The organism is Pseudarthrobacter polychromogenes, from assembly GCF_014644495.1.
GTDB lineage: Bacteria > Actinomycetota > Actinomycetes > Actinomycetales > Micrococcaceae > Arthrobacter > Arthrobacter polychromogenes.
Window position 1 is genome coordinate 194,096 of sequence record NZ_BMKU01000001.1, and the last position, 24,701, is coordinate 218,796.

20 protein-coding genes, 2 tRNA genes and 1 pseudogene are annotated in these 24,701 nt (G+C 65.6%); 15 read left to right on the forward strand and 8 right to left on the reverse strand.

Annotation, left to right across the window (positions count from 1 at the left end; translation table 11 throughout):
- Positions 1-5 precede the first annotated feature (5 nt).
- Together IEX43_RS01055 and IEX43_RS01060 are read right to left on the reverse strand one after the other, a co-directional pair.
- Positions 6-455 carry a globin gene (locus IEX43_RS01055; RefSeq protein ID WP_281359071.1) on the reverse strand — a complete coding sequence of 150 codons (450 nt, stop codon included), beginning with the start codon at positions 453-455 and terminating at the stop codon, positions 6-8.
- Positions 456-457: 2 nt separating this feature from the next.
- Positions 458-1,144, reverse strand: a complete 687-nt coding sequence (locus IEX43_RS01060) for a mechanosensitive ion channel family protein (protein WP_188808697.1) — start codon at positions 1,142-1,144, stop codon at positions 458-460.
- A gap of 118 nt (positions 1,145-1,262) precedes the next feature.
- Here IEX43_RS01060 and IEX43_RS01065 point away from each other — a divergent pair.
- Positions 1,263-1,503: pseudogene (locus IEX43_RS01065) on the forward strand (epimerase); the annotation flags it as partial.
- Positions 1,504-1,570: 67 nt separating this feature from the next.
- On the opposite strand, the gene IEX43_RS01070 reads toward IEX43_RS01065, so the two are convergent.
- Complete coding sequence (locus IEX43_RS01070) at positions 1,571-2,044, reverse strand: OsmC family protein (protein WP_188808698.1); 474 nt, start codon at positions 2,042-2,044, stop codon at positions 1,571-1,573.
- A gap of 9 nt (positions 2,045-2,053) precedes the next feature.
- Positions 2,054-4,621 carry an aminopeptidase N gene (pepN, locus tag IEX43_RS01075; protein ID WP_188808699.1) on the reverse strand — a complete coding sequence of 856 codons (2,568 nt, stop codon included), beginning with the start codon at positions 4,619-4,621 and terminating at the stop codon, positions 2,054-2,056.
- Between the two features lie 167 nt (positions 4,622-4,788).
- Between pepN and IEX43_RS01080 the strand changes: the two genes are divergently transcribed.
- The 3 genes from IEX43_RS01080 (at position 4,789) to IEX43_RS01090 (ending at position 7,318) form a co-directional block, all read left to right on the forward strand.
- Complete coding sequence (locus IEX43_RS01080; protein ID WP_188808700.1) at positions 4,789-5,808, forward strand: hypothetical protein; 1,020 nt, start codon at positions 4,789-4,791, stop codon at positions 5,806-5,808.
- Positions 5,809-5,888: 80 nt separating this feature from the next.
- Positions 5,889-6,383 carry a ribose-5-phosphate isomerase gene (locus IEX43_RS01085; RefSeq protein ID WP_188808701.1) on the forward strand — a complete coding sequence of 165 codons (495 nt, stop codon included), beginning with the start codon at positions 5,889-5,891 and terminating at the stop codon, positions 6,381-6,383.
- Positions 6,383-7,318 carry an Fpg/Nei family DNA glycosylase gene (locus tag IEX43_RS01090; protein WP_188808702.1) on the forward strand — a complete coding sequence of 312 codons (936 nt, stop codon included), beginning with the start codon at positions 6,383-6,385 and terminating at the stop codon, positions 7,316-7,318. Before IEX43_RS01085 ends, IEX43_RS01090 begins: the two co-directional genes overlap by 1 nt.
- Positions 7,319-7,489: 171 nt before the next feature.
- On the opposite strand, the gene IEX43_RS01095 is transcribed toward IEX43_RS01090, so the two are convergent.
- A tRNA-Gly gene (locus IEX43_RS01095) sits at positions 7,490-7,563 on the reverse strand.
- A 142-nt stretch (positions 7,564-7,705) separates the two neighbouring features.
- Here IEX43_RS01095 and IEX43_RS01100 point away from each other — a divergent pair.
- The 6 genes from IEX43_RS01100 (at position 7,706) to IEX43_RS01125 (ending at position 13,002) form a co-directional block, all read left to right on the forward strand.
- A tRNA-Pro gene (locus IEX43_RS01100) sits at positions 7,706-7,780 on the forward strand.
- Positions 7,781-7,861: 81 nt separating this feature from the next.
- Entirely contained in the window at positions 7,862-9,241 is a 1,380-nt protein-coding gene (gene tig, locus IEX43_RS01105; RefSeq protein WP_188808703.1) for a trigger factor, read from the forward strand.
- 234 nt (positions 9,242-9,475) lie between these two features.
- Positions 9,476-10,099, forward strand: a complete 624-nt coding sequence (locus IEX43_RS01110) for an ATP-dependent Clp protease proteolytic subunit (RefSeq protein ID WP_188730089.1) — start codon at positions 9,476-9,478, stop codon at positions 10,097-10,099.
- Between the two features lie 38 nt (positions 10,100-10,137).
- Positions 10,138-10,797 carry an ATP-dependent Clp protease proteolytic subunit gene (locus IEX43_RS01115; RefSeq protein WP_188729318.1) on the forward strand — a complete coding sequence of 220 codons (660 nt, stop codon included), beginning with the start codon at positions 10,138-10,140 and terminating at the stop codon, positions 10,795-10,797.
- 175 nt (positions 10,798-10,972) lie between these two features.
- Positions 10,973-12,253, forward strand: coding sequence for an ATP-dependent Clp protease ATP-binding subunit ClpX (clpX, locus tag IEX43_RS01120; RefSeq protein WP_188729320.1), 1,281 nt, complete (start codon positions 10,973-10,975; stop codon positions 12,251-12,253).
- Between the two features lie 134 nt (positions 12,254-12,387).
- Complete coding sequence (locus tag IEX43_RS01125) at positions 12,388-13,002, forward strand: mycothiol-dependent nitroreductase Rv2466c family protein (RefSeq protein ID WP_188808704.1); 615 nt, start codon at positions 12,388-12,390, stop codon at positions 13,000-13,002.
- A gap of 364 nt (positions 13,003-13,366) precedes the next feature.
- On the opposite strand, the gene valS is transcribed toward IEX43_RS01125, so the two are convergent.
- Positions 13,367-15,988, reverse strand: a complete 2,622-nt coding sequence (gene valS, locus IEX43_RS01130) for a valine--tRNA ligase (RefSeq protein ID WP_188808705.1) — start codon at positions 15,986-15,988, stop codon at positions 13,367-13,369.
- 115 nt (positions 15,989-16,103) lie between these two features.
- On the opposite strand from valS, the gene IEX43_RS01135 reads away from it, so the two are divergent.
- On the forward strand, positions 16,104-16,862 hold the full coding sequence (locus IEX43_RS01135; RefSeq protein WP_188808706.1) for an SDR family oxidoreductase: 759 nt from the start codon (positions 16,104-16,106) through the stop codon (positions 16,860-16,862).
- 3 nt (positions 16,863-16,865) lie between these two features.
- Here the strand turns inward: IEX43_RS01135 and IEX43_RS01140 are convergent, their stop codons facing one another.
- Entirely contained in the window at positions 16,866-17,945 is a 1,080-nt protein-coding gene (locus IEX43_RS01140; RefSeq protein ID WP_188808707.1) for an endonuclease/exonuclease/phosphatase family protein, read from the reverse strand.
- A 332-nt stretch (positions 17,946-18,277) separates the two neighbouring features.
- On the opposite strand from IEX43_RS01140, the gene ileS reads away from it, so the two are divergent.
- From ileS to ndk, 4 genes are read left to right on the forward strand one after another with little or no spacing between them, the layout of a single operon-like run.
- Positions 18,278-21,607 carry an isoleucine--tRNA ligase gene (gene ileS, locus IEX43_RS01145; RefSeq protein WP_188808708.1) on the forward strand — a complete coding sequence of 1,110 codons (3,330 nt, stop codon included), beginning with the start codon at positions 18,278-18,280 and terminating at the stop codon, positions 21,605-21,607.
- A 3-nt stretch (positions 21,608-21,610) separates the two neighbouring features.
- Positions 21,611-22,969, forward strand: a complete 1,359-nt coding sequence (locus tag IEX43_RS01150; RefSeq protein ID WP_188808709.1) for a bifunctional folylpolyglutamate synthase/dihydrofolate synthase — start codon at positions 21,611-21,613, stop codon at positions 22,967-22,969.
- A gap of 4 nt (positions 22,970-22,973) precedes the next feature.
- Entirely contained in the window at positions 22,974-23,438 is a 465-nt protein-coding gene (locus IEX43_RS01155) for a DUF4233 domain-containing protein (protein ID WP_188808710.1), read from the forward strand.
- Positions 23,439-23,478: 40 nt separating this feature from the next.
- Positions 23,479-23,898: a nucleoside-diphosphate kinase gene (gene ndk, locus IEX43_RS01160; protein WP_188729332.1), complete on the forward strand. Its 420-nt coding sequence runs from the start codon at positions 23,479-23,481 to the stop codon at positions 23,896-23,898.
- 63 nt (positions 23,899-23,961) lie between these two features.
- On the opposite strand, the gene IEX43_RS01165 is transcribed toward ndk, so the two are convergent.
- Positions 23,962-24,633: a vitamin K epoxide reductase family protein gene (locus tag IEX43_RS01165; protein ID WP_188808711.1), complete on the reverse strand. Its 672-nt coding sequence runs from the start codon at positions 24,631-24,633 to the stop codon at positions 23,962-23,964.
- Between the last annotated feature and the right edge of the window lie 68 nt (positions 24,634-24,701).

Consider the following 24,701-nt stretch of genomic DNA (forward strand, 5'->3'; position numbering starts at 1 on the left):
ATCGGTCAGGGCGCTGAAGGGCTGTTCACCATGGACAGTGCAGCGCGCTCCATGTAGTCCCACAGGGTGCCCTCGTACAGCGGCGGAAGTTCCAGGGCGTCCACAGCCTTGCGCATGTGGAACAGCCAGCGGTCCTTGGCCTCAGGTGTCACCTTGAACGGCATGTGCCGCATGCGGAGCCGGGGGTGGCCCCGTTCCTCGCCGTAGGTGGTGGGCCCGCCCCAGTACTGCTCAAGGAACATCAGGAAGCGGCGCTTCGCCGGTGCAAGGTCCTCCTCGGGGTACATCGGCCGCAGCAGGGGATCCGTCGCCACGCCGTCGTAGAAGACATCGATCAGCTTCACGAAGGTGTCGTGCCCGCCCACGGCATCATAGAAGTTGTCGGTGTAGCCGGGCTTGCTGAACGGATCGTTCTGCATCAGCTGCGGCCTCTGCGGTTCGATGGGAATCGTCATCGCTATTCTCCGGCTTTCTGCTCGGTCTTGGTGTTCTCGGCGCCGTGGTCTGAGCCCTGGTCCGTGGTGCCGTCCGGCGACTCGTGCAGGGGCACGTAGGTGCCCTGCGAGCGGTTGCCGACCCGCAGGATCTCGCCGTTGCGCAGGTACCAGATTGCGCCGTCGTCGGACCGGACGCGGGTTATGCGCAGGCCCATTGATTCCACCACGCCCACCACCTCGCTGGTTTCGATCACGTCGCCGATGCCGAACTGGTCTTCAATGGTAATGAAAATACCTGCCAGGAAGTCGCGGATCAGCTGCTGGGCGCCGAAGCCGATGGCCACACCCAGGATGCCGACGCTGGTCAGCAGGGGTGCGATGTTGATGTCCAGGTTCTGCAGGACGTACATGCCGGTGATGACCACCACCAGTACCCCCACGATGCTGTTGAGCAGTGAACCGATGGTTTCCGCACGCTGTACGCGCCGTTCATGGTCCAGGGCCCTGAAGGCAGGGGCGGCCCACTTGAAGGTGGGTTTTTTGAAGAAGTTGCTGCCTGCCGCCACGCGCCGGGTGATGCGGGAGATGACGAAGGTGGCCACCAGCCAGATGGCAACGCCGACGCCGAGGCTGATCACGATGCCGGTGACGCTGATGCCGTCCGGCTCGCTGGCGGCGGAAGGAAGGATGGACAACGTGCTGACCATAAGGGGGTAGTACTCCTGCTGTTGTTTGGCTGTGCCGGGAAGGGAGTGCCGTGCTGCCGGTTACGCCCGGCGCGGACGGCTCTGTTCTCCTTCAACACTATCGCCGCAGCCTCTCAACATGCGCATTCTCGTCCTCGGCGGAACGGCCTTCCTCTCCGCAGAAATCGTCCGCAGCGCCGTGGCGGCCGGGCATGACGTCATTTGCCTGGCGCGCGGTTCCGCCCCAGGATGCATCCTGGCTCAGGGCGGACCGTTCACTGGGCGGGAACGCCTACGCCGACGCGACGGGGGAGTGGGACGCCGTGGTCGACGTCGCCCGCGATCCTGTCCCTGCCACTGAGGCGCTCGAGGCCCTCGCAGAACTGAGTAGCGCTATGTGTCGTTTTGAGCCCTGAAAACGACACTTAGCGCTACCTGGTTGGGCCATCAGGCCGTTAGCGTCACCGGTTCATGCCCCACCGGGAAGTTCACGCTGCGGGCAATGAAGCACACCTGGTTCGCCTCATGGTGCAGCCGGCCGGCCAGCTCCACCTGCGCCGGATCCGCCACCGTAACCGTCGGGCGCAGCGTTACACTCTCAAACTGGCCGCTGCCGTCCCGGTTCAGCTTCAGCATCCCCGACGCCTCGTCGCGGTAGTCCGTGACCACCACGCCGTGCTTTACGGCCACGTGCAGGTAGGAGAGCATATGGCACTGGGACAGGGCCGCCAGGAGCAGCTGCTCCGGGTTGTAGCGCTCCTTGTCCCCGTGGAACGTGGGGTCCGCTGACCCCTTCAGGACCGGCAGCCCGGGAATCAGGATGTCGTGGTCCCGGGAATAGCCCCGGTAGGAGGACGTCCCCTCACCCGAATTGCCCGTCCACTGGACGGTCAGCCCATACCGGTGCTCACTGAGTCCCATCCCGGCGTCCTACGCCTCGCCCGGGAGGACATCAGCCGCGCGGGCGCGCAGTGCCCGGGCAACGCCGTCGCGGTTTTCCAGCATCATCCGGCGCAGCGCGGCGCTCGCCGGCGGAAGCGCCGCAAGGAAGCCGTCCGTGCGGTCAACGGTCGCCTGGGTGGTCAGCAGCGCCGGGTAGAGTCCGACGACGATCTGCTGGGCCAGTGCGTGGGTGCGGGTTTCGACGATGCCCGGCACCGCCTCGAAGTACTTCTCGGCGTAAGGCTCCAGCAGGGTGCGGTCCAGGACCCGCATGAAGCCGGTGACCGCCGAACCCTGGAGCGCGTTGGAGAGTTCGCCTTTGACCACGATGGAGTCCCAGGCCGCTGCCTTGGCTTCGGGGGTGGGGATGGCAGCTTTGGCAAGGGCCGCTGCATTCTGGCCGCTGGAGGTGTTGTCGCGCTGGAGTTCGGCATCAATGCCGTCCTGGCCGAGGCGTCCGCCGGCCACCAGGGAGGCCACCAGTTCCCAGCGCAGGTCCTGGTCCACGGCCAGCCCCTCCAAGGTGGCCGAACCGTCCAGGAGCCCCGCCACCGTGTCCAGCTGGGGCCCGCTGCGGGCCAGCAGTGCAAAGGACTTGACGAACTGCAGCTGCGCGTCGGATCCGCCGGCCACCCCGGACGCCAGGTCCCACAGCCGGTCCGCGGCTGCCACCGCGGTGGCCTCGCGGTGCTTCTCCGCAACGTAGAAATTCAGGGTGGTGGCCAGTTGGCGGAGCTGGACCAGGATCACCGAGGAATCAGACTCCGCCGCCACATTGGCGAGGACCAGGTCAACGTACCGCCGTGCCGGTGTCTCGCCGTCGCGGGCGGCGTCCCAGGCCGAGTTCCAGACCAGCGTCCGCGGCAGGCTCTGGCTGAAGTCCTTCAGGTGGGCCGTGGCTGTTGCCAGGGACTTTTCGTCCAGCCGGACCTTGGCGTAGGCCAGATCGTCATCGTTGACCAGGACCAGGTCCGGCCGGGCAAGCCCCACCAGCCCGGGCACCTCGGTGCGTCCGCCGTCGACATCCAGCTCCTCGCGGTGCACCCGCTCAAGCTTGCCGGACCCGTTGAGGTTGTAGAAACCCACCGCCAGGCGGTGCGGCCGGATCGTGGGCCACTCCTCAACCGCAGACTGCACAATCGCGAAGGACGTGAGCACGCCGTCGCCGTCCACTTCAAGTTCCGGCTTCAGGGTGTTCACCCCGGCGGTTTCCAGCCACTGCCGGCCCCAGGCGTCAAGGTCGCGGCCGCTAGCCTTCTCCAGTTCCACCAGGAGGTCGCTCAGCTCGGTGTTCTGCCAGGAATGCTTGGCAAAGTATTCACGCACCCCGGCCATGAACTGTTCCGGGCCAACCCACGCCACCAGCTGGCGGAGGACGGAGGCGCCCTTGGCGTAGGTGATGCCGTCGAAGTTGACCTCGACGTCCTGCAGGTCGTTGATCTCGGCAAAGATCGGGTGCGTGGTGGGCAGCTGGTCCTGGCGGTAGGCCCAGGACTTCTCCACGGAGGCGAAGGTGGTCCACGCGCTGGTGAAGGACGTCGCCTCCACCGCCGCGAGGTGGGACATGTATTCGGCAAAGGACTCGTTGAGCCACAGGTCGTTCCACCAGCGCATAGTCACCAGGTCCCCGAACCACATGTGGGCGAGCTCGTGCAGCACCGTGATGGCACGGCGTTCGATCTGGGCTTCCGTGACCTTGCTGCGGAAGACGTAGCCTTCCAGGATGGTCACCGCCCCGGCATTTTCCATGGCGCCGGCGTTGAACTCCGGAACAAACAGCTGGTCGTACTTCTCGAACGGGTAGGGGCAGCCGAACTGCGCCTCGAAGAATGCGAAGCCCTGGCGGGTGAGGCCGAAGATGTTCTCGGCGTCCAGGTACTGCATCAGCGACTTCCGGGCGAAGACGCCCAGCGGAATGGTCCGCCCGTCGGAGCTCACTACTTCACTGCGCACGGACTGGTAGGGGCCGGCGATCAGCGCCGTGACGTAGGAGGACAGCCTCGGCGTGGGGGAGAAGGACCAGACGGAACGGGCGCCGCCGTCGTCCCCGGGCGTGGTCTCCAGGGGTGCGGGCGTGGGGGAGTTGGAGATGACGTCCCAGTGCGAGGGCGCGGTGACCGTGAAGGTGAACGCCGCCTTCAGGTCGGGCTGTTCGAACACGGCGAACATCCGGCGCGAATCCGGAACCTCGAACTGGGTGTACAGGTAGACCTCGTTGTCCACCGGGTCCACGAAGCGGTGCAGGCCCTCACCGGTGTTCATGTAGGGCGCATCGGCCACGACAGTGAGCTCGTTCTGCTCCGCGAGCTCCGGCAGCTGGATCCTCACGCCGTCGGCCACCGCGGCCGGATCCAAGCTCCTGCCGTTCAGGGTGACGCTGTGGACGGCGGAGGTGACGGCGTCAATGAAAGTGGAGGACCCGGGCCTGGCGCTGAACTTCACGGTGGTGGTGCTGCCGAAGACGTCTGCGCCGCGGGTCAGGTCCAGGCTGACCTCGTAGGACTCGACGGAAATCAGCTTGGCACGTTCATTGGCTTCAACTCGCGTGAGATTCATACCTGGCACAGGGACCTCCAGAAAGATTGCGTCTGCGCAGCTGGCGGTGCCCAGCGGCGGCACTGCTCATTCTTGCATTCCTTCAGCGCCGGAAACGTAGCGCGGCTCACAGCGGACGGGGAAAGAGTCAGGACGCCAGGTGCCTGCAGCCGGAGTAGCGTTGGATCATGGGCAAGCTTATGGATTCGGTGGACGCCAGGGCGCTGCGCTTCGCCGCAGGGTTTCCGGTGGTCCTTGCCGCCGGTTTTGTGGTGTGCGCCTTCCTGATCCGGCCGGACCTTCCCGAGCCGCTCGCCGTCAGGTGGACGGACGACGGCGGCGCGGCCTTCGCGCCCTTCGGCACCTATGTGGGGGTGGGGGCGGCGGCGATCGTGGCGGCGGGCTGGCTGGTCCTCTCCCAGGCTGTGAGCCTCAACAGGCCTGCCATCATGCGACGGATCATGATGGGTGCCGGACTGTTCCTCAGCCTTTTTGTCACCAGCGTCGTCGCTGCCGGCCTGGTGGGGCAGGCAGGGCTGGCAGATGCCCGGGAATCCCATGTGGACATGACGGTCCTCGCGCTGGGAAGCGGTGCGGCCGTGGCGCTGGGCGTCATCATCGCCTTCGTTTTCAAGGCCGACCAGCAGTGGTCGCTCGACGATGACCGCGCGTTGCAACTCACCCTCGCCAGGGAAGCGGACCCGGACCTGGCGCGGGACAGCATCCGCCTCTGGGTGCACGCCCGCAGTTCGGTCTTCATCATGATCGCCATAGCGTCGCTGTTTCCCTCCGCGCTGATCACGGTCGCCGTGCCCTGGCTTGGGATGCTTTTGGTGCTCCTCGCAGTGGTGGGCGCCGCCTTCCTGTTTGCCCGGATCAAAGCCGACCGGCAGGGCCTGAAGGTCCTCCTGGCCGGCATCGTGCCGGTCATGAACGTGCCGGCGGGAGCCATCTCCGGCGCCACGGCGGCAGAAGTGAAGGCGGCAGACTATGGCGGGTGGGGCTACCGGCACCACGGCGCAACCTCAGCCATGCTCGTCAGCAGCGGCCCTGCCGTCGTCGTCAGCAAAACTGACGGCCAGCGCCTCGCGGTGAGCGGCGGCAGCACCGCGTCCGCTGCCAGGCTGGCTGAAGTCTTGACCCGTGTTGCCGCAAGGGCACGCCGCGGAGGGGGAGGCCAGCCACCAGCCGCCCAGCCGGAGTCCTAGTATCCTTGACCCTGTTGTCCTGACCCTGGCCTGCGCCGTCCCGGCCGGCTGCCGGCGCCCCAACCGAACGGATTCTGCTCGTGACTTCTTCCCCTGCCTTCCCGCGGGTCCATATCGCCACCGACCACGCAGGCATGGAGCTCAGCGCCCACCTGGTGCAGCACCTGTCCGCCAAGGGATACGAGGTGGTGGACCACGGTCCCAAGGCCTACGACGCACAGGATGACTACCCGTCGTTCTGCATCAACGCCGCCCTTGCGGTGGTTGCGGACCAGCAGGCAGGCGTCCACGCCCTGGGCATCGTGCTGGGCGGCTCGGGCAACGGTGAGCAGATTGCCGCCAACAAGGTCAAAGGCGTTCGTGCCGCCCTGGCCTGGAACCACTCCACCGCCGTCCTGGCGCGCGAGCACAACGATGCCAATGTTGTTGCCGTTGGCGGCCGCCAGCACACCGTGGCGGAAGCCACCGGGCTCATTGAGGCCTTCCTGGCGGAGCCATTCAGCAACGACGAACGGCACGTGCGCCGCATCGGCAAGATCGCCGCCTACGAATCAACCGGCGAGGTTATCGAGTAGTGCCTGAAGGGCATTCCGTCCGCAGGCTGGCGCGCCAGTTCGGGGACGTCTTCGGCGGCCGGCGGCTCAGTGTGTCCAGTCCGCAGGGCAGGTTCAGCGCAGGTGCCGCACTGCTGGACGGGCACACGCTCCTCGCGGCCGAAGCGCACGGCAAGCACCTGTTCCTGCACTTCGACAACGCCCTGGTGTTGCACGTGCACCTTGGGCTGTACGGGGCCTGGAGCTTCGGCGGCGACAGCACTTTCGCCGGATCGTCCAGCATCGGAGCGCCGCGCCGCGTGGGGGAGCAGGAGACCTTCGCGGACGGAAACGACGACGACGCCTACGCCGGTCCGCCGGCGCCGGTAGGCGCCGTGCGGGTCAGGCTTGCCGCCTCGAACGGCTGGGCCGACCTCCGGGGTGCCACCACGTGCGAAGCCATCACCCTGGCCGAGACTGACATGGTGCGGGCCCGGCTGGGGCCGGATCCGCTGGTCAACCGCCGGGGCGACGCCGGGCGTTTCGCCGCGAACCTCCACAGCCGCAAGGCACCCGTGGCCGCACTCCTGATGGACCAGAAGATCATTGCCGGCGTGGGCAACGTGTACCGGGCGGAAGTCCTGTTCCGCCGGCGGCTCGACCCCTGGCTGCCGGGCAGCAACCTTGCGGACAGTGAGGCACGGAAGCTGTGGCGCGACGTCGTCTCCGTGATGAACGACGGCGTCGCCGACGGCAGGATCATCACCACGACGCCCCGCTACTGGACGGGAAACGGCAAGTCGCCCAAACCCGCAGCGGAAGCCGCCGCGCTGAAAAGCGGCACCTTTCCCGCCCGGGACAACGCGCATTTTGTGTACAAGCGTGACGGATTGCCCTGCCGGGTGTGCCGCTCCACGGTGCTGGCCGCAGAACTGGTGGGCCGCAAGCTGTACTGGTGCCCGTCCTGCCAGTCCTGAACACGGCGCCGGTGGTCCAGGGGCGAACCGGACTGGGGCACTTCGGCACGGACACGCCGTCTTCCGCCGCAGATTGCGGCACCTGAGCCCTCAAAGCGCCCCACGATGGCTTGCCGGTGCCGTCGTTTTTAGGACATGAAAAAGGCCCCTCAACTGAGGGGCCTTCATTTCTGGAGGGGACGACGGGAATCGAACCCGCGTAATCAGTTTGGAAGACTGAGGCTTTACCATTAAGCTACGTCCCCGGAAGAAGCTGCATCTGCAACATTAGCAGGCCTGCGACTTCGGGCTGGCTGTTCAAGCCGGATACAACTAAACCTAATCCATGGCCTACGTGTCAAATGTGCAAACTCGCCGCGTATGACCGTAGACTTGCCTGTGCACTTACGGGGTGTAGCTCAGCTTGGCTAGAGCGCCTGCTTTGGGAGCAGGAAGTCGCAGGTTCAAATCCTGTCACCCCGACTCTGCGGCCCGGACCTGTTGGCCTGGGCAAAACATTGCGTTTGCAGAAACCCATCCCACAAACCCAGGAGTACTTAGACCGTGAAGAGCGCTGTCGAGAACCTCACCCCCACGCGGGTCAAGCTCAATGTTGAGGTCCCCTTTGAGGAATTGAAGCCCAGCATCGACTCGGCCTACAAGACCGTTGCTTCGCAGATCCAGGTCCCTGGCTTCCGTAAGGGCAAGGTACCGGCAAAGCTCATCGACCAGCGCGTTGGCCGCGGCTACGTCCTGGAGACTGCCATCAACGAAGGCCTCAACGGCTGGTACCAGGCTGCCGTGCAGGAATCCGGCATCCGTCCCCTGAGCCGTCCCGAGGTTGAAATCACCGAGGTTCCGGACCCGTCGGCTACCGACGGCGGCCTGAAGTTCGCTGCCGAGGTTGACGTCCGTCCCGAGATCGAACTCCCGGACTACGCAGGCATCAAGGTTGAGGTTGCAGCCGCCGAATCGTCCGAAGCAGACGTGGACACGGCCCTCGACGAACTGCGCGGCCGCTTCGGCACGCTCAAGTCGGTCGAGCGCCCCGCTGCCGACGGTGACTTCCTCACCATCGACATCACCGCCACCATCGACGGCGAAGAGGTTGACTCCGCCGCCGGCCTGTCCTACCAGGTTGGTGCCGGCACCATGCTCGACGGACTCGACGAAGCCGTCACCGGCCTCAGCGCCGATGAGGACGCCATCTTCAACACCACCCTGGTGGGCGGTGACCACGCCGGCGAAGAGGCCCAGGTCAAGGTTGTTGTGAAGGCCGTCAAGGAGCGCGAACTCCCCGAGGCAAACGACGACTTCGCCCAGCTCGCTTCCGAGTTCGACACCCTGGCCGAACTCCGCGAGGACCTGGCCAAGCAGGCTGCCGACTCCAAGGTTGTTGAGCAGGGCGTCGAGGCCCGCGACAAGGTACTGGACAAGCTCGTTGAGCTCGTTGAGGTTCCCGTTCCGGATTCCGTGGTCGAGGAGCAGCTCGAAGCCCACTTCAAGGAGGGCAACGGACACGGTGAAGGCGAGCACGACACCGAGGAACACCGCGAAGAGGTCCGCGCCAACACGGCCCGTGCCTTCCAGAACGAAATCATCCTCGACGCCATTGCCGAGAAGGAAGAAGTCAACGTCAGCCAGAACGAGCTGATCGACTACATCGTCACCACGGCAAGCCAGTACGGCATGGACCCGAACCAGTTCGCCCAGATCATCGACCAGAGCGGCCAGGTGCCCATGATGGTCTCCGAGGTCCGCCGCCGCAAGGCGCTGGCTGTTGTCCTCGGCCAGGCCGAGGTCACTGACACCGAGGGCAAGGCTGTCGACCTCAGCGACTTCGTGCGCCCCGGCGGCGAAGAGGAAGCTCCGGCAGCCGAGGCTGTTGAAGTTGAAACCGAAGAGAGCGCAGCTGACGAGGACAAGGCAGAGGCCAAGGCCTAGGCTTTAGGACGCGCCGCCTAAGGGCCCCCGGATCACACGATCCGGGGGCCCTTCGCGTTAAAATCCGGCCGCTGCCGGACCTGCCCGGCCGATCGTGCGCCGTCAGCGAACAGCCGCGGCTGCGCGAACAAAACGCCGGTGAAACCGGTTAGTGTCCAAGTAGTGATTTTCAGTGATGTCACCGTCACCAGCGAGAGGTTAGTACACATGTCACAGCACCCAGAGTCCCCCCGGATGGCGACTGTCGATCCTGCAGCCCAGGACAACTACATCTACAACCGGCTCCTCAAGGAGCGGATCATCTGGCTCGGCTCAGAGGTGCGTGACGACAACGCCAATGCCATCTGCTCGCAGCTGCTGCTCCTGTCCGCGGAGAACCCGGAAAAGGACATCTACCTTTACATCAACTCACCGGGCGGCTCCGTGACCGCCGGCATGGCCATCTACGACACCATGCAGTTCATCCCGAACGACGTCGTGACGGTTGCCACCGGCCTCGCTGCATCCATGGGGCAGTTCCTGCTCTCGTCCGGCACCAAGGGCAAGCGCTATGCCACCCCGAACGCCCGCGTCCTGATGCACCAGCCGTCGGGCGGCATTGGCGGCACGGCCTCTGACATCAAGATCCAGGCCGAGCTCATCCTCCACATGAAGAAGGTCATGGCCGAACTGACTGCCGAGCAGACCGGGCAGACCGTTGAGACCATCCTCAAGGACAACGACCGTGACAAGTGGTTCACGGCCACCGAAGCGCTTGAGTACGGCTTCTTCGACAAGATTGCCGCCCACGCCGGTTCGGTGTCAGGTGGCGGCGGAACTGCCAACGGAACCTCCGGCGAGTCAGCGTCCGAGAAGTAACCCGGCATTTAGAACACTTAGATCAGGAGCACCAAAAAATGACCTACAACTTCGGATCGACTGCCGGCAACCTCCCGACCAGCCGCTACGTCCTGCCCCAGTTCGAAGAGCGCACACCGTACGGTTTCAAGCGCCAGGACCCTTACACCAAGCTCTTCGAGGACCGCATCATCTTCCTCGGTGTCCAGGTGGATGATGCCTCCGCCGATGACGTCATGGCCCAGCTGCTGGTCCTCGAGTCCACCGACCCGGACCGCGACATCACGCTGTACATCAACTCCCCGGGCGGTTCCTTCACCGCCATGACGGCCATCTACGACACCATGCAGTACATCCGGCCGGAGATCCAGACGGTATGCCTGGGCCAGGCTGCAAGCGCCGCGGCGGTCCTGCTGGCGGCAGGTACTCCCGGCAAGCGCCTTGCCCTGCCCAATGCCCGGGTCCTGATCCACCAGCCGGCCCTGTCCGGCGGCCAGGGCGGCCAGGCCTCGGACCTCGAAATCCAGGCTGCCGAAGTCATGCGCATGCGCTCATGGCTCGAGGACACGCTGGCACACCACTCCGGACGGACGTCGGAGCAGGTCAACAACGACATCGAGCGCGACAAGATCCTCACGGCCGCGGAAGCCCAGACGTACGGCCTGATCGACCAGGTCCTGGATTCCCGCAAGATCAAACCGCAGGCAATCACCAGGTAGCGGTAAAGTAATGGGCCGGTGGGGCCAATCAATTGGCCCCACCGGCCTTTTCCTTCCACCCTGGGAAGCTAATGTGACCTAGAGTGGATGTTGTCACAACCGGTCCATGCAGGCTGGTGAAGATTCCAGCAACGGTGCGAGGCTGCCTGGCAGCAAGATACTAAGGGGTTCACATATGGCTCGGATTGGCGAGAGCACGGATCTGCTGAAGTGCTCTTTCTGCGGAAAGAGCCAGAAGCAGGTGCGCAAGCTCATTGCCGGGCCCGGTGTCTACATCTGCGATGAATGCATTGAGCTCTGCAACGAGATCATCGAAGAGGAACTCGCGGAAGTTGCCGATCTGGGGAGCTTCGAACTCCCCAAGCCCCGCGAGATCTTTGATTTCCTGCAGGAATACGTCATCGGCCAGGAACCCGCAAAGCGTTCCCTCGCCGTCGCGGTCTACAACCACTACAAGCGCATCCAGGCCGGCCACGCACCCAAGTCCGGAAGCCTTGCTGATGGCGGGCATCATGACGACGTCGAAATCGCCAAGTCGAACATCCTCCTGATCGGGCCTACAGGGTGCGGCAAGACCTACCTGGCCCAGACCCTGGCACGGCGGCTGAACGTCCCGTTCGCCGTCGCCGATGCGACGGCCCTGACCGAGGCCGGCTACGTGGGCGAGGATGTGGAGAACATCCTCCTCAAGCTCATCCAGGCCGCTGACTACGACGTCAAGAAGGCCGAGCAGGGCATTATCTACATCGATGAGATCGACAAGATTTCACGCAAGAGCGAAAACCCCTCCATCACCCGGGACGTCTCGGGCGAGGGCGTCCAGCAGGCGCTGCTGAAGATCCTTGAGGGGACCGTTGCTTCCGTTCCTCCCCAGGGCGGCAGGAAGCACCCGCACCAGGAATTCATCCAGATCGACACCACCAACGTGCTGTTCATCGTTGCCGGCGCCTTCGCGGGCCTCGAGGAGATCATCGGATCCAGGTCCGGGCGGAAGGGCATCGGCTTTGGAGCCCCCCTCAACGAGGCCAGCAAGAAGGTGGACTCCTATGGCGAGGTGATGCCGGAAGACCTGCTGAAATTCGGCCTCATTCCCGAATTCATCGGCCGGCTGCCCGTCATCACCACCGTGTCCAACCTGGACCGCGACGCCTTGATCCAGATCCTGTCCACACCCAAGAACGCCCTGGTGAAGCAGTACCAGAAGATGTTCCAGATAGACGGCGTTGAGCTGGTGTTTGACGACACCGCCCTGGACGCCATCGCCGAGCAGGCGCTGGAGCGCGGGACCGGCGCCCGCGGGCTGCGCGCCATCATGGAGGAAGTACTGCTGCCCGTGATGTTCGATCTCCCAAGCCGCGAAGACGTCGCCAGCGTGGTCATCACGGAGGACGTTGTCCTGAAGGGTGCCGAACCAACCATCGTTCCGCACGTCACCAAACGCCGTAAGTCTGCCTGATTCGACCGTACGGCTACTCCCTGAACAGCCAGTCCCGGGTCGGTCTGTACCGGTCCGGCGCCGACACCCCGCACCACCCCCCCCGAACACACCGTGGCATCCCTGCGCCACGGAGACCAGCGAAGGAATACCCCATGACGAATTCCGTGAAGAATAAGGCCGATTTCTGGTTCGATCCGCTGTGCCCCTTCGCCTGGATCACGTCCCGCTGGATCGGCGAAGTGGAAGGCGTCCGCGACATCGAAACGGAATGGCACGTCATGAGCCTGGCGGTCCTCAACGAGGGCCGCGACCTTGAACCTGCCTACCGCGAATCCATGGACAACGCCTGGGGCCTGGTCCGTGTGATCATTGCAGCGCAGCAGCAGCATGGCGATGCAACAGTCAAGGCGCTCTACGATGCCATGGGCTCGTTGATCCACGAAGCCGGCGAGCAGGACCGTGACGTGGTCATCACCAAGGCGCTTGCCGACTGCGGGCTTCCCGCCACCCTTGCCGCGGCCGCCTCCAAGGATGCCTTCGACGACCAGCTCCGGGCAAGCCACCAGGAGGGCATTTCGCTGGTGGGCCAGGACGTCGGAACTCCGGTCGTGGCCTTTAACGGAACCGCGTTCTTCGGTCCCGTACTTACCAGGATTCCCCGCGGGGAGGAGGCCGGCAAACTGTGGGACGCCACCACAGCCATTGCTGCATACCCGCACTTCTTTGAGCTCAAGCGCAGCCGCACCGAACGGCCCGAGTTCACCTAGGACTGCTCCAACCGGCCCCCACGGCAGGGCTCCAAGAGCCCCGGTAGAACTACAACCAAGTAGTTCTACCGGGGCTCTTGCGCTTGCCGGTGGGCAGGACAACAATGGTTCTTACCCACTTCGAAAGAAGAGGGACGCAGGAACCAAAGATTCAGTGATATGTCATCTGACGCAGCCATCGGCAAAGCCAGATGCAAGCTACCAGTGACGTGGTAGGAAGACCTGAAGATTCAGAGGATCCTGCCAGACCATCAAGACGTCACCGGATGGCCGAAAAGTCGAAGCCCCACCAACGGCAAAACGCTGATGGGGCTTCCCCTTTGCCCTTAAGCAGGTCCGGCCCTGAAACAGGGCCGGACCTGGGCTACGCTTTCGCCGGCTCTTCCGTCGCGGCAAGTGCCACGTCGCTGACACTCAGCTCGCCCTCGCCGACCGCCAGGATGATCTCGCGGGCGTTGGAGGCTGCCTTCAGGTCAGCCAGGCCGGCCTGCAGCTGCGCGGTCAGTGCTTCCGGCGCCGTGATGGTCGCGGTAAGGACCTCGGTGCGCTGCTTGACCTTCGCTTCGGACTTGGCTTTGCGGATGCCGCTGAGGGCCACCCCAACTGTTGCGAGCATGGCGGTGTCGCCGCCCGGGACATCCAGCGGTGCGGGCCACTGGGCGCGGTGGACGGAGCCATTGCGCCACCAGCTCCACACCTCTTCGGTGGCGAAGGGCAGGAAGGGCGCGAAGAGCCGCAGCAGGGTGTCCAGGGTGGTGGCCAGTGCTGCCAGCACGGAAGCCTGTTCGGCCTCACCGGCGGCGCCGTAGGCCCGGTCCTTGATCAGCTCCACGTAGTCATCCGTGAACTGCCAGAAGAAGCTTTCCGTGATCTGCAGCGCCCGTGCGTAGTCGTAGTTGTCAAAGGCCTTGGTGGCCTGGGCCACTACCTCCGACAGCTGAGCCAGGACCGCCCGGTCCAGCGGATTGGCCAGGACGGAAAGGTCGGTGGACAGCACGGAGTCTTCCGTGGCGCCCAGGTTCAGCACGAACTTGGATGCGTTCAGCAGTTTGATGGCCAGGCGCCGGCCGATCTTCATCTGCGCAATCTCGTAGGCCGTATCGGCTCCGAGCTTTGCGGAGGCCGCCCAGTAGCGGACAGCGTCGGAGCCGTACTCCTCCAGCACGTCGGTGGGTACCACCACGTTGCCCTTGGACTTGGACATCTTCTTGCGGTCGGGGTCCAGGATCCAGCCGGAGATGGCCGCGTGCTTCCAGGGGGCGCTGTTCTCCAGGGCGTCCGCGCGGACCACGGAGGAGAAGAGCCAGGTCCGGATGATGTCGTGGCCCTGCGGGCGGACGTCAAAGGGGAAGACTTTGCCAAAGAGGTCCTCGTCGCGCTTCCAGCCGCCAACGATCTTGGGCGTGAGGGAGGACGTGGCCCAGGTGTCCAGGATGTCCGCGTCGCCCGTGAAGCCGCCGGGAACGTCGCGCTGGGATTCGTCGAACCCGGGAGCGGCGTCCGCAGCCGGATCCACGGGCAGCTGCTCGTCGGACGGGACGATGGGGGAGTCGTAGTCCGGGTTGCCGTCGGCATCCAGCGGGTACCAGACCGGGATGGGCACGCCGAAGAAGCGCTGGCGGGACACCAGCCAGTCGCCGTTCAGGCCGGCGATCCAGTTCTCGTAGCGCGAGCGCATGAAGGCGGGGTGGAAGTCGATCTCATGCCCGCGTGCAATCAGGCGTTCGCGGCGCTCCTCGTCCCGGCCGCCGTTGCGGATGTACCACTGGCGGGAGGTGACCACTTCAAGGGGCTTGTCGCCTTTTTCATAGAAGTTCACGGGGTGCATGATCTTCTTGGGCTCGCCCTCGAGCAGTTCGGCGGCGGTCAGGAGCTTCACCACTTCTTCCTTGGCGCTGAAGACGGTCTTGCCCGCAATCGCGGCGAAGGCTTCGCGGCCAATGTCGGTGGTGATCCACTCGGGAGCTTCGCTGACAATCCGTCCGTCGCGGCCCACGATGGCCCGGGTGGGCAGCTGCAGTTCGCGCCACCAGGTGACGTCGGTCAGGTCGCCGAACGTGCACACCATGGCGATGCCGGAGCCCTTGTCCGCCTTCGCCAGCGGATGCGCCCTGACCTCAACCTCCACGCCGAACAGCGGGGACGTCACCTTCTTGCCGAACAGCGGCTGGTACCGTTCGTCGTCGGGATTCGCCACCAGGGCGGCGCAGGCCGCCAGCAGTTCCGGACGGGTGGTCTCGATGTAGATCTTCTCCCCGTCCTCGGTGAAGAACGGGTAGCGGTAGTAGGCGCCGGGCATCTCGCGGTCCTCGAGTTCCGCCTGTGCCACGGCGGTCCGGAACGTGACGTCCCAGAGCGTGGGTGCCTCTGCCATGTAGGCGTCGCCCGCAGCCAGGTTGGCCAGGAAGGCGCGCTGTGAGACTGCCCGTGAGTTGTCGTCGATGGTGCGGTAGGTGAGCTCCCAGTCAACGGACAGGCCAAGGGTCTGGAAAAGGTTTTCGAAGACCTTCTCGTCCTCAACGGCCAGCTCTTCACACAGTTCGATGAAGTTCCGGCGGGAGACGACGTCGAAGTCCCGCTGGTTCTTCGCAGGCTGCGCCGGCGCCCGGTAGTCGGGGTTGTACGGGATGGAAGGGTCGCAGCGGACGCCGTAGAAGTTCTGCACCCGGCGTTCGGTGGGCAGGCCGTTGTCGTCCCAGCCCATGGGGTAGAAGACGTTCTTGCCGGTCATCCGCTGGTAGCGTGCCAGCACGTCGGTCTGCGTGTAGGAGAACATGTGCCCCACGTGGAGCGATCCGGAAGCGGTGGGCGGGGGAGTGTCGATCGAGTAGACCTGGTCCCGGGTGGTTTCCCGGTCGAACTTATAGGTCCCCTCGGCCAGCCACCGCTGCGTGAGGGCAGCTTCGAGGCCTTCGAGGGCCGGCTTGTCCGGAACGTTGATGGGGGCGGTGGTGGGCGTGTCTGTACCCTGCGTGTCTTCAGCCATGTGCCAATTGTTTCATGTCCGGGCCTGTCCGCCCGCCCGCTGCGGCGCCGGGCGCGAGTTCCCCCTGGCGGGAAAGTCGGCGTCGTCCCTCGTGCCGTCCCGCTATGGTGGTGCCATGACTGACGTTTCGCAGAAGAAGGCAGCTTTGGTGACCGGCGCGAGCAGCGGAATCGGGGAGGCCACCGTCCGCGCCCTGGCGGCAGAGGGCTGGACGGTGTTTGCCGTGGCCCGCCGCGCGGACCGCCTGGCCGAACTGGAGAAGGAGACCGGCGCCGTCGCGCTCCCCGCCGACATTTCCGAGGACGACGACGTGTCCCGGCTTGTGTCGCAGGTGACCGAAGCGGGGGGAATCGACACGCTGGTCAACATCGCCGGCGGCGCCAGGGGCGCGGACACCATCGGCTCCGCCAGCACCGGGGACTGGGAGTGGATGTACCGGGTGAACGTGCTGGGCACCATGAAACTCGTCAAGGCGTTCCTGCCCATGCTGCGGGCCAACGGCGAAGGGACAATACTGAACCTCACCTCCACCGCCGGGCTGGCGGCGTACGAGGGCGGTGGCGGCTACAACGCGGCCAAGTTCGCCCAGCGTGCCCTGACGGAGGCACTGCGCCTGGAGGAAGCCGAGCACAACGTCCGCGTGATCGAAGTGGCACCCGGGCTGGTCCAGACCGAGGAGTTCGCCCTGAACCGGCTTGGTGACCGGCATGCAGCGGACAAGGTGTACCAGGGCGTGGAGAAGCCGCTCACGGCCGGCGACGTCGCCGACGTGGTCCGCTATGCGGTCAGCGCTCCGCACCACGTCAACCTGGACCAGATCGTCATCCGGCCGGTGGCGCAGGCCTCCAACTACAAGCTCATCCGCAAGGCCTAGCGCCTAGGGCAGGACCAGGCGCGCCACCACCGCGGCATGGTCCGTTCCCGGAAGCGTGACCACGTCAAAGTCCACCACCTTGATGCCGGGGCTGACCAGGATATGGTCGATGGCCACGAACGCCGGGGCCGGTGAATTTACGGGCCACGTGGGGGCCAGCCCCTTGCCGGTCACCTGCGCGGCGTCGGACAGCCCCGTGGCCAGGAGATCCCTGAACTCACCGTGGTCCGCGCTCGCGTTGAAGTCGCCCAGCAGGATGGCAAGCCGGCTGTCCGGTAGTACCTGCCACAGTCCGCCCAGCTGCCGCAGCTCCTCCCGCCACGACGTGATGTGCCCCCTGCGCGGTGAGTCCACGTGGACCGCCGTCAGGTGCACCGGGCCGGAGGCAGTGGGAATGCCGGCCACGGCGCGGCTTTGATGGAAGGCCGAGCCGGGCACGCGTTCCACCTGCTCGAGGGGGAACCGCGAGAAGAGGGCGCTTCCAACCTTGTCCCAGTCCACATCCGTGGCGCGCGACGGCATCAGGGTCCCCAGCCCTGCCTTATCCAGTGCCTTCAGGCCGGCGGGCGCAAGCTCCGGCAGGGCCAGGACGTCCACATTGCGGTTCCTGACCTCTGCCAGCAGGGCGCCGGGGTCCACACCCGTGTACCCCACGTTCACCGCCATGACTGTCAGCACCGGCCCCGGGGCCAGGTCCGTTGGCGGGGCAGGGGACTGGACGTTTGCCGGCTGCACGTTTCCGGACGGCGGCGTGGCCAGCGTGCCGGGCGGCACGACGCGGTCCAGCACCCAGCCGAGCTGGACGGCCAGCAGCGCCGCCACGAGGGCAGCGGCCACGGCCCTGCGGGGTCCGGTGTTACGGAAGAGGGCGACGACGGCGGCAGCAAGCGCCGCCGTCGTTGTGATCAGCCCCGCTGGAAAGAGCGCCAGAAGCTGGATCCAGGGGGTGCCGACGTCCCACGGAACCATGCGCAGGAACACCAGGGCAGCACCCGGCATGGCCAGGACGACGGCGGCAGCCGACCACCGGGACCACGGCCGGCGAGGCCTGCCGCCGCGCACCCCGGCCCCGTACTCTCGCATAGGTTCCATTATTGGTGGCCCGGGCCCGGAAATAGTAGACTCAAAAAGGCTATGACCCGGCAATCACCGGTGAGCTTCCGGAAGAACACGCGGACCGCCCTGGCAGAACAACAGGGGCCCGCGCCAGTAGAACCGGACGGGTAAGCCCGTCACAGCAGTAATGAGTGGCCGTCGCGGCACACGTTCCCCCGGGAAACGTGCAGCGCCGGTAAGTGAGGTGGTACCGCGGTGAGCGTGGGGTCCGGACGGACACCACAGGATCCGTCCTCGCATCCTGAACGGAACACAAGGCGCAAGCCGGCAGTTCGCCAAGCTCAACCCAGGATGTCGACATGTCGTATTACCCCAAGGCCTCAGCCTCCACCGGCCCTTCGTCCAGCGGCGGGGCCGCCGTTTCCGCCTCCGTGAAGTTTCCGGAGATCGAAGAGCGCATCCTGAAGTACTGGGACCAGGACGGCACCTTCCAGGCCAGTATCGACCAGCGGAGCGCGGACGCCCCGGGCGGGGAGCCCGGCAGCAACGAGTTCGTCTTCTATGACGGCCCGCCCTTCGCCAACGGCCTGCCCCACTACGGGCACCTCCTCACCGGCTACGCCAAGGACCTGGTGGGCCGCTACCAGACCCAGCGCGGGAAACGCGTTGAGCGCCGGTTCGGCTGGGACACCCACGGCCTGCCCGCCGAGCTGGAGGCCATGAAGCAGCTGGGGATGACCGATAAAACCCAGATCGAAGCCATGGGCATCGACAAGTTCAACGACGCCTGCCGTGCCTCCGTCATGAAGTACGCCGACGAGTGGCGGAACTACGTGACCCGCCAGGCGCGGTGGGTGGACTTCGACAACGACTACAAGACCCTCAACGTGGAGTACATGGAGTCCGTCCTCTGGGCGTTCAAGCAGCTTCACGAAAAGGGACTGACCTACAACGGCTACCGCGTGCTGCCGTACTGCTGGAAGGACGAGACGCCGCTGTCCAACCATGAGCTGCGCATGGACGACGACGTCTACAAGAACCGCCAGGACCAGACGGTCACGGTAACCTTCCCCATCACGGCAGGGGAGTCGGACCTGTCCCGGCAGCTCTCCGGCGTCCAGGCCCTCGCCTGGACCACGACGCCCTGGACGCTGCCCACCAACGCCGCGCTCGCCGTCGGCCCTTCCATCACCTACGCCGTGCTGCCGGCCGGCCCCAACGGCATCAAGGCCGCCGCTGCGGACGCGCCCGTCACGGGCAGCTTCCTGCTGGCCGCGGACCTCGTGGGCAACTACGCCAAGGACCTGGGCTACGACGATTTCGAGGCCGCCCAGGCCGCTGTTGTTTCCACCCACACCGGCGCCGAGCTGGAAGGCCTGGCCTACCAGCCGCTGTGGAGCGATTTCGCGGACAACGAAAAGTACGGCATGGAGAACGCCTGGCGCTTCCTGGTTGCCGATTACGTCACCACCACCGACGGTACCGGCATCGTGCACCAGGCTCCGGCCTACGGCGAGGACGACCAGAAAGTCTGTGAGGAAGCCGGCATCCCGGTGGTCCTCTCCGTGGACGAGGGCGCCAAATTCCTGCCCCTCTTCAAGCACGGCGACCTGCACGACATCGTGGGCTTGCAGGTCTTCGAGGCCAACAAGCCCATCACCCAGGTGCTGCGCGCCCAGGGCCGGCTGGTCAAGCAGGCCAGCTACGAGCACAGCTACCCGCACTGCTGGCGCTGCCGCAACCCGCTGATCTACCGCGCCGTCTCTTCCTGGTACGTGGAAGTCACCAAATTCAAGGACCGGATGTCCGAACTGAACCAGGAGATCAACTGGATCCCCGGCAACGTCAAGGACGGCCAGTTCGGCAAGTGGCTGGAAAACGCCCGCGACTGGTCCATCAGCCGCAACCGGTACTGGGGCAGCCCCATCCCGGTGTGGCAGTCCAGCGACCCCGAATACCCCCGAACCGACGTCTACGGCTCGCTCGCCGAGATCGAGGCGGACTTCGGCCGCCTGCCGCTGAACAAGGACGGCCAGGTGGACCTGCACCGCCCGTTCATCGACGAACTCACCCGGCCCAACCCGGACGATCCCCGCACCCCAGAAGAGGGCCAGTCCGTCATGCGCCGCGTGGAGGACGTCCTGGACGTCTGGTTCGACTCCGGCTCCATGCCGTACGGCCAGGTCCACTACCCGTTCCAGAACGAGGCCTGGTTCGACACCCACAACCCGGCTGACTTCATCGTGGAGTACATCGGCCAGACCCGCGGGTGGTTCTACATGCTGCACATCCTCTCCACGGCCCTGTTCGACCGGCCGGCCTTCCGCAACGTCATCAGCCACGGCATCGTGCTGGGCTCCGACGGACAGAAGATGTCCAAGAGCCTGCGCAACTACCCGGACGTCTCCGAGGTACTGGACCGCGACGGCTCGGATGCCATGCGCTGGTTCCTGATGTCCAGCCCCATCCTGCGCGGCGGCAACCTGGTGGTCACCGAGCAGGGCATCCGCGACGGCGTCCGCCAGGTCATCCTGCCGCTGTGGAACGTGTACAGCTTCTTCACGCTGTACACCAACGCCGCGGCCGGCGGCTCGGGCTACGACGCAAAGCTCCGCTACGACGGCTACGCCGACACCCTGGACCAGTACCTGCTGGCCAACACCGGCGAGCTGGTCGGCACCATGACCGAACGGCTGGACGACTACGACATCTCCGGTGCCTGCGACGCCCTGCGCAGCTACCTGGACATGCTCACCAACTGGTACGTCCGCAGGAGCCGCCAGCGGTTCTTCGACGAGGACCAGGATGCCTTTGATGCGCTCTACACCGCACTGGAGACGGTGTCCCGCACAGCGGCATCCCTGCTGCCGCTGGTGTCGGAAGAGATCTGGCGCGGGCTCACCGGCGGACGGTCCGTCCACCTGGCAGACTGGCCGGACGCTGCGCTGTTCCCCGCCAACCCGGACCTGGTCCAGGCCATGGACAAGGTCCAGCAGATCTGCTCCACGGGCTCTTCCCTCCGCAAGGCTGCGAACCTTCGCGTCCGCCTGCCGCTGCAGGAACTGACGGTTGTGGCACCCGGCGCCGATGCGCTGCAAGGTTTTGCCGCCGTCGTCGCAGATGAGCTGAACCTCCGCTCCGTCAGGCTGCTGGATGCGGCCACGGCCTCGCCGGAAGAGTTCGGAATCCAGCAGAAACTCGTGGTCAACGCCCGCGCCGCGGGCCCGCGCCTGGGAAAGAACGTCCAGCAGGCCATCAAGGGCTCCAAGTCAGGCGACTGGTCGGTGTCCGAGGCAGGCGTGGTCACCGCGGGCGGCCTGGAGCTGGAGCCGCAGGAATACACCTTGGAAACCGTCGTGGCAGAGTCCGACGGCGGTGCCGCGTCCTCCAAGGCAGTGGCGGTCCTGCCCGGCGGCGGGTTCGTGGTCCTCAACACCGAGGTCACTCCTGAGCTCGAGGCGGAAGGCCTGGCCCGCGACATGGTCCGTGCCATCCAGCAGGCGCGCAAGGACGCCGGACTCAATGTCAGCGACCGGATCCGGACCACCGTCACGGCGCAGCAGAACGTCGTCGACGCCCTGCTGGCCAACGCCGGCCTGGTGAAGGGCGAGACCCTGTCCGTGGAACTCACGGCGGAACCCGGGGACGCCGCAGAGCCGGCCGTCGCCGTCGAAAAAGTAGGGGCCTGATCCATGACTGATGAATTTTCCGTAGAGAGCGTCTACGCCGAGCTGCTGGGCCGGGCGCCGGAAAACAGGATGGAGCCGCGGCTGGCCCCGCTGTTCCGGGCGATGGATGTGCTGGGCGAGCCGAACAAGGCGTTCCCGATCATCCACGTCACCGGGACCAACGGCAAGACCTCCACCGCCCGCATGATCGAATCCGTCCTGCGGGCCCACGGCCTGAGCACCGGACGGTACACCAGCCCGCACCTGTCCAAGGTGACGGAGCGGATCAGCATCGACGGGCACCCGGTCCCCGATGAGACCTTCGTCCGCATCTGGGACGAAATCCGCCCCTACCTGCAGATCGTCGACTCCGAACTCGAGGCTGCAGGCGAACCGCGGCTCACCTACTTCGAATGCCTCACCATCCTGGGTTTCGCCATTTTCGCGGACCAGCCGGTCAATGTGGCCGTCATTGAGGTTGGGCTCGGGGGCATCACGGATGCCACGAATGTGGGGGACGGGCAGGTTTCCGTGATCACCCCCATCTCGCTGGACCACACGGACCTGCTGGGTGAGACCACGGAGGACATCGCGTACGAAAAGGCCGGCATTATCAAGCCCGGCGGCTACCTCATCAGTGCCGCCCAGCCTCTGGATGCTGCCCAGGTCCTGCTGGACAAGGCCAAGGACGTGGGGGTGCCGTTCCGCTTCGAAGGCGTGGAATTCGGCGTCGAATCCCGGACCGTTGCCGTGGGCGGGCAGGTGGTGAGCATCCAGGGCATCGCCGGCCGCTACCCGGAACTGCTGGTCCCGCTGCACGGCGCCCACCAGGCACAGAACGCCGCGGTGGCCGTGGCGGCTCTGGAAGCCTTCTTCGGGGGAGAAAAGGAACTCGACTTCGAGGTGCTCCAGGAGGGCTTCTCGAATGTCACGTCGCCGGGCCGCCTAGAAGTGGTGCGGACAGCTCCCACCATCGTGGTGGACGCTGCCCACAACCCGGACGGCATCAAGGCCTCCGCAGCCGCCCTGCAGGAAGCCTTCACCTTCACCAGGCTTGTGCCGGTGGTCGGAGTGCTCAAGGAGAAGGACGCCGAGGAGATCCTCCGCCAGCTCAAGGAATCCCTGGGCGGGATGGCGGAGGAGTTCTGCTTCACGCAGTCGAACTCCCCGCGGGCCGTGCCGGCCGCTGAGCTGGCCGAACTGGCGGTTGAGCTTGGCTTCGGCGAGGACAACGTGCACATCGCCGAAAAGCTCGACGATGCCCTTGAATGGGCGGTGGAACGCGCCGAAGCCAATGACGACCTCTCCGGGGGAGTGCTGGTCACCGGCTCCATCACGCTCGTGGCCGAGGCACGGATCCTGCTCGGAAAGACGGAGGCCTGATTCCATGGCCAAGTTGACCAAAGCGCAGCGCGAGTGGCGGCCGGGCATGCCCAAGAAGCGCCGCTCAACCAAGGTGATGTTCGCTTCCACGGTCCTCCTGCTGGAAGCCTTCGTGATGTTCTTCGCCACCCTGGCGGTGTTCGGCCTGCGGCGGGGGGAGTTCCCGCCGGCGGTCATCCTGGGGGTGGGGATTGCGCTGTGCGTGGTGATGATTGTTGCGTGCGCCTTCCTCACCAAGCCTTGGGGCATCGGCTTGGGCTGGATCCTTCAGCTGGTCCTGATCCTCACCGGGATCTTCGAGCCGGCCATGTTCCTGGTGGGCACCCTGTTCGCGGCGGCGTGGTGGTACGGGATCCGCACAGGAATCCGGCTGGACCGGGAAGCCGGGGAACGGGCCCGCGAACAGGCTGCCTGGGAAGCCGCCCATCCGGACGGGGCCGGGCCCGGCCAGCAGCCGCACTCACCGTAGACTTGACCCCGAAACCCCTTACCAACGCATTGGAGCAGTTGTGACTACTGAGCGCACCCTCGTCCTGATCAAGCCCGACGGCGTCGCCCGCAACCTTACCGGCGCCATCCTGGCCCGGATCGAAGCCAAGGGCTACACCCTGGCTGAGCTGAAGAAGGTTGACGCCTCACGCGAACTCCTGGAGCAGCACTATGAGGAGCACGTGGGCAAGCCCTTCTACGAGCCCCTTGTGGAGTTCATGCTCTCCGGACCCGTGGTGGCGGCCATCTTCGAGGGCCACCGTGTCATCGAGGGCTTCCGTTCGCTGGCCGGCACCACCGATCCCACCACGGCAGCTCCCGGCACCATCCGCGGCGACTTCGGCCGCGACTGGGGCCTGAAGGTCCAGCAGAACCTGGTCCACGGCTCCGACTCCGCCGAATCCGCCGGGCGCGAGATCAAGATCTGGTTCCAGGGCTGACAGCCCAGGGACAGCAAAAAGCCCCTGGTTCCTCGGAACCAGGGGCTTTTTCCGTCAGCAGGCCTAGAATCCTGAGGTTCCGGCGAACACCTGGATGAAGGCGAAGAAGATGGTGGCGATGACGGCCACATACAGCAGGGCGGTGATGATCCAGCCGGAGTCACCCAGGATGCGGGCGGCGTTGGCGGGGACAGGGATGACCCCGGCGCTGATGTTCCGGATGGTCACCCAGACAAAGAGCGGGATCATGGCCGCCCAGACAACCATGCAGAACGGGCACAGAATGTGGATGACGTAGAGGGCCTGGGACCACAGCCACACAACGAACGCGAAACCGAGCGTGACCCCGGCCTGCAGGCCCAGCCAGTACCACCGCGCAAATTGGGCGCCGGCCAGCAGTGACATGCCCACGGTGATGGTGATGGCGAACGCCACGATGCCGATAAACATATTGGGGAAGCCAAACAGCGAGCTCTGCCAAGTCTGCATCACCTGGCCGCAGGAGATCCACGGGTTCACGTCGCACACCGTGGTGTGGTTGGGGTCCCTGAGCACCTCCAGTTTTTCCAGCACCAGGGTTCCGGAGGCCAGCCAGCCGATGATCCCGGTAATGACCATCAGCCAGCCGAGCGGCCGGTCACGGGTCATCGGCGGGCGGGCTCCGGCTGTACTGCTGTCCGGATCCACAGTCCGTTCCGGCGCGTGGGTGCCGCTCAAGGGGGAGATGCTGGGCATTGGCAAGGCGTCCTTTTCATCGGGTGGTCCTTGCCCGATTGTAACGCCGGACGCTGGAAAGACGTTCC

What these genes read in the sequence shown, in the direction of transcription:
- pepN (WP_188808699.1), bottom strand. Translation starts at nt 4,621, where the DNA reads ATGAATCTCACGCGAGTTGAAGCCAATGAACGTGCCAAGCTGATTTCC.
- IEX43_RS01060 (WP_188808697.1), bottom strand. Translation starts at nt 1,144, where the DNA reads ATGGTCAGCACGTTGTCCATCCTTCCTTCCGCCGCCAGCGAGCCGGAC.
- IEX43_RS01125 (WP_188808704.1), top strand. Translation starts at nt 12,388, where the DNA reads ATGACGAATTCCGTGAAGAATAAGGCCGATTTCTGGTTCGATCCGCTG.
- IEX43_RS01140 (WP_188808707.1), bottom strand. Translation starts at nt 17,945, where the DNA reads ATGCGAGAGTACGGGGCCGGGGTGCGCGGCGGCAGGCCTCGCCGGCCG.
- IEX43_RS01135 (WP_188808706.1), top strand. Translation starts at nt 16,104, where the DNA reads ATGACTGACGTTTCGCAGAAGAAGGCAGCTTTGGTGACCGGCGCGAGC.
- ileS (WP_188808708.1), top strand. Translation starts at nt 18,278, where the DNA reads ATGTCGTATTACCCCAAGGCCTCAGCCTCCACCGGCCCTTCGTCCAGC.
- valS (WP_188808705.1), bottom strand. Translation starts at nt 15,988, where the DNA reads ATGGCTGAAGACACGCAGGGTACAGACACGCCCACCACCGCCCCCATC.
- IEX43_RS01070 (WP_188808698.1), bottom strand. Translation starts at nt 2,044, where the DNA reads ATGGGACTCAGTGAGCACCGGTATGGGCTGACCGTCCAGTGGACGGGC.
- IEX43_RS01150 (WP_188808709.1), top strand. Translation starts at nt 21,611, where the DNA reads ATGACTGATGAATTTTCCGTAGAGAGCGTCTACGCCGAGCTGCTGGGC.
- IEX43_RS01080 (WP_188808700.1), top strand. Translation starts at nt 4,789, where the DNA reads ATGGGCAAGCTTATGGATTCGGTGGACGCCAGGGCGCTGCGCTTCGCC.
- IEX43_RS01055 (WP_281359071.1), bottom strand. Translation starts at nt 455, where the DNA reads ATGACGATTCCCATCGAACCGCAGAGGCCGCAGCTGATGCAGAACGAT.
- IEX43_RS01110 (WP_188730089.1), top strand. Translation starts at nt 9,476, where the DNA reads ATGGCGACTGTCGATCCTGCAGCCCAGGACAACTACATCTACAACCGG.
- IEX43_RS01155 (WP_188808710.1), top strand. Translation starts at nt 22,974, where the DNA reads ATGGCCAAGTTGACCAAAGCGCAGCGCGAGTGGCGGCCGGGCATGCCC.
- clpX (WP_188729320.1), top strand. Translation starts at nt 10,973, where the DNA reads ATGGCTCGGATTGGCGAGAGCACGGATCTGCTGAAGTGCTCTTTCTGC.
- IEX43_RS01165 (WP_188808711.1), bottom strand. Translation starts at nt 24,633, where the DNA reads ATGCCCAGCATCTCCCCCTTGAGCGGCACCCACGCGCCGGAACGGACT.
- IEX43_RS01115 (WP_188729318.1), top strand. Translation starts at nt 10,138, where the DNA reads ATGACCTACAACTTCGGATCGACTGCCGGCAACCTCCCGACCAGCCGC.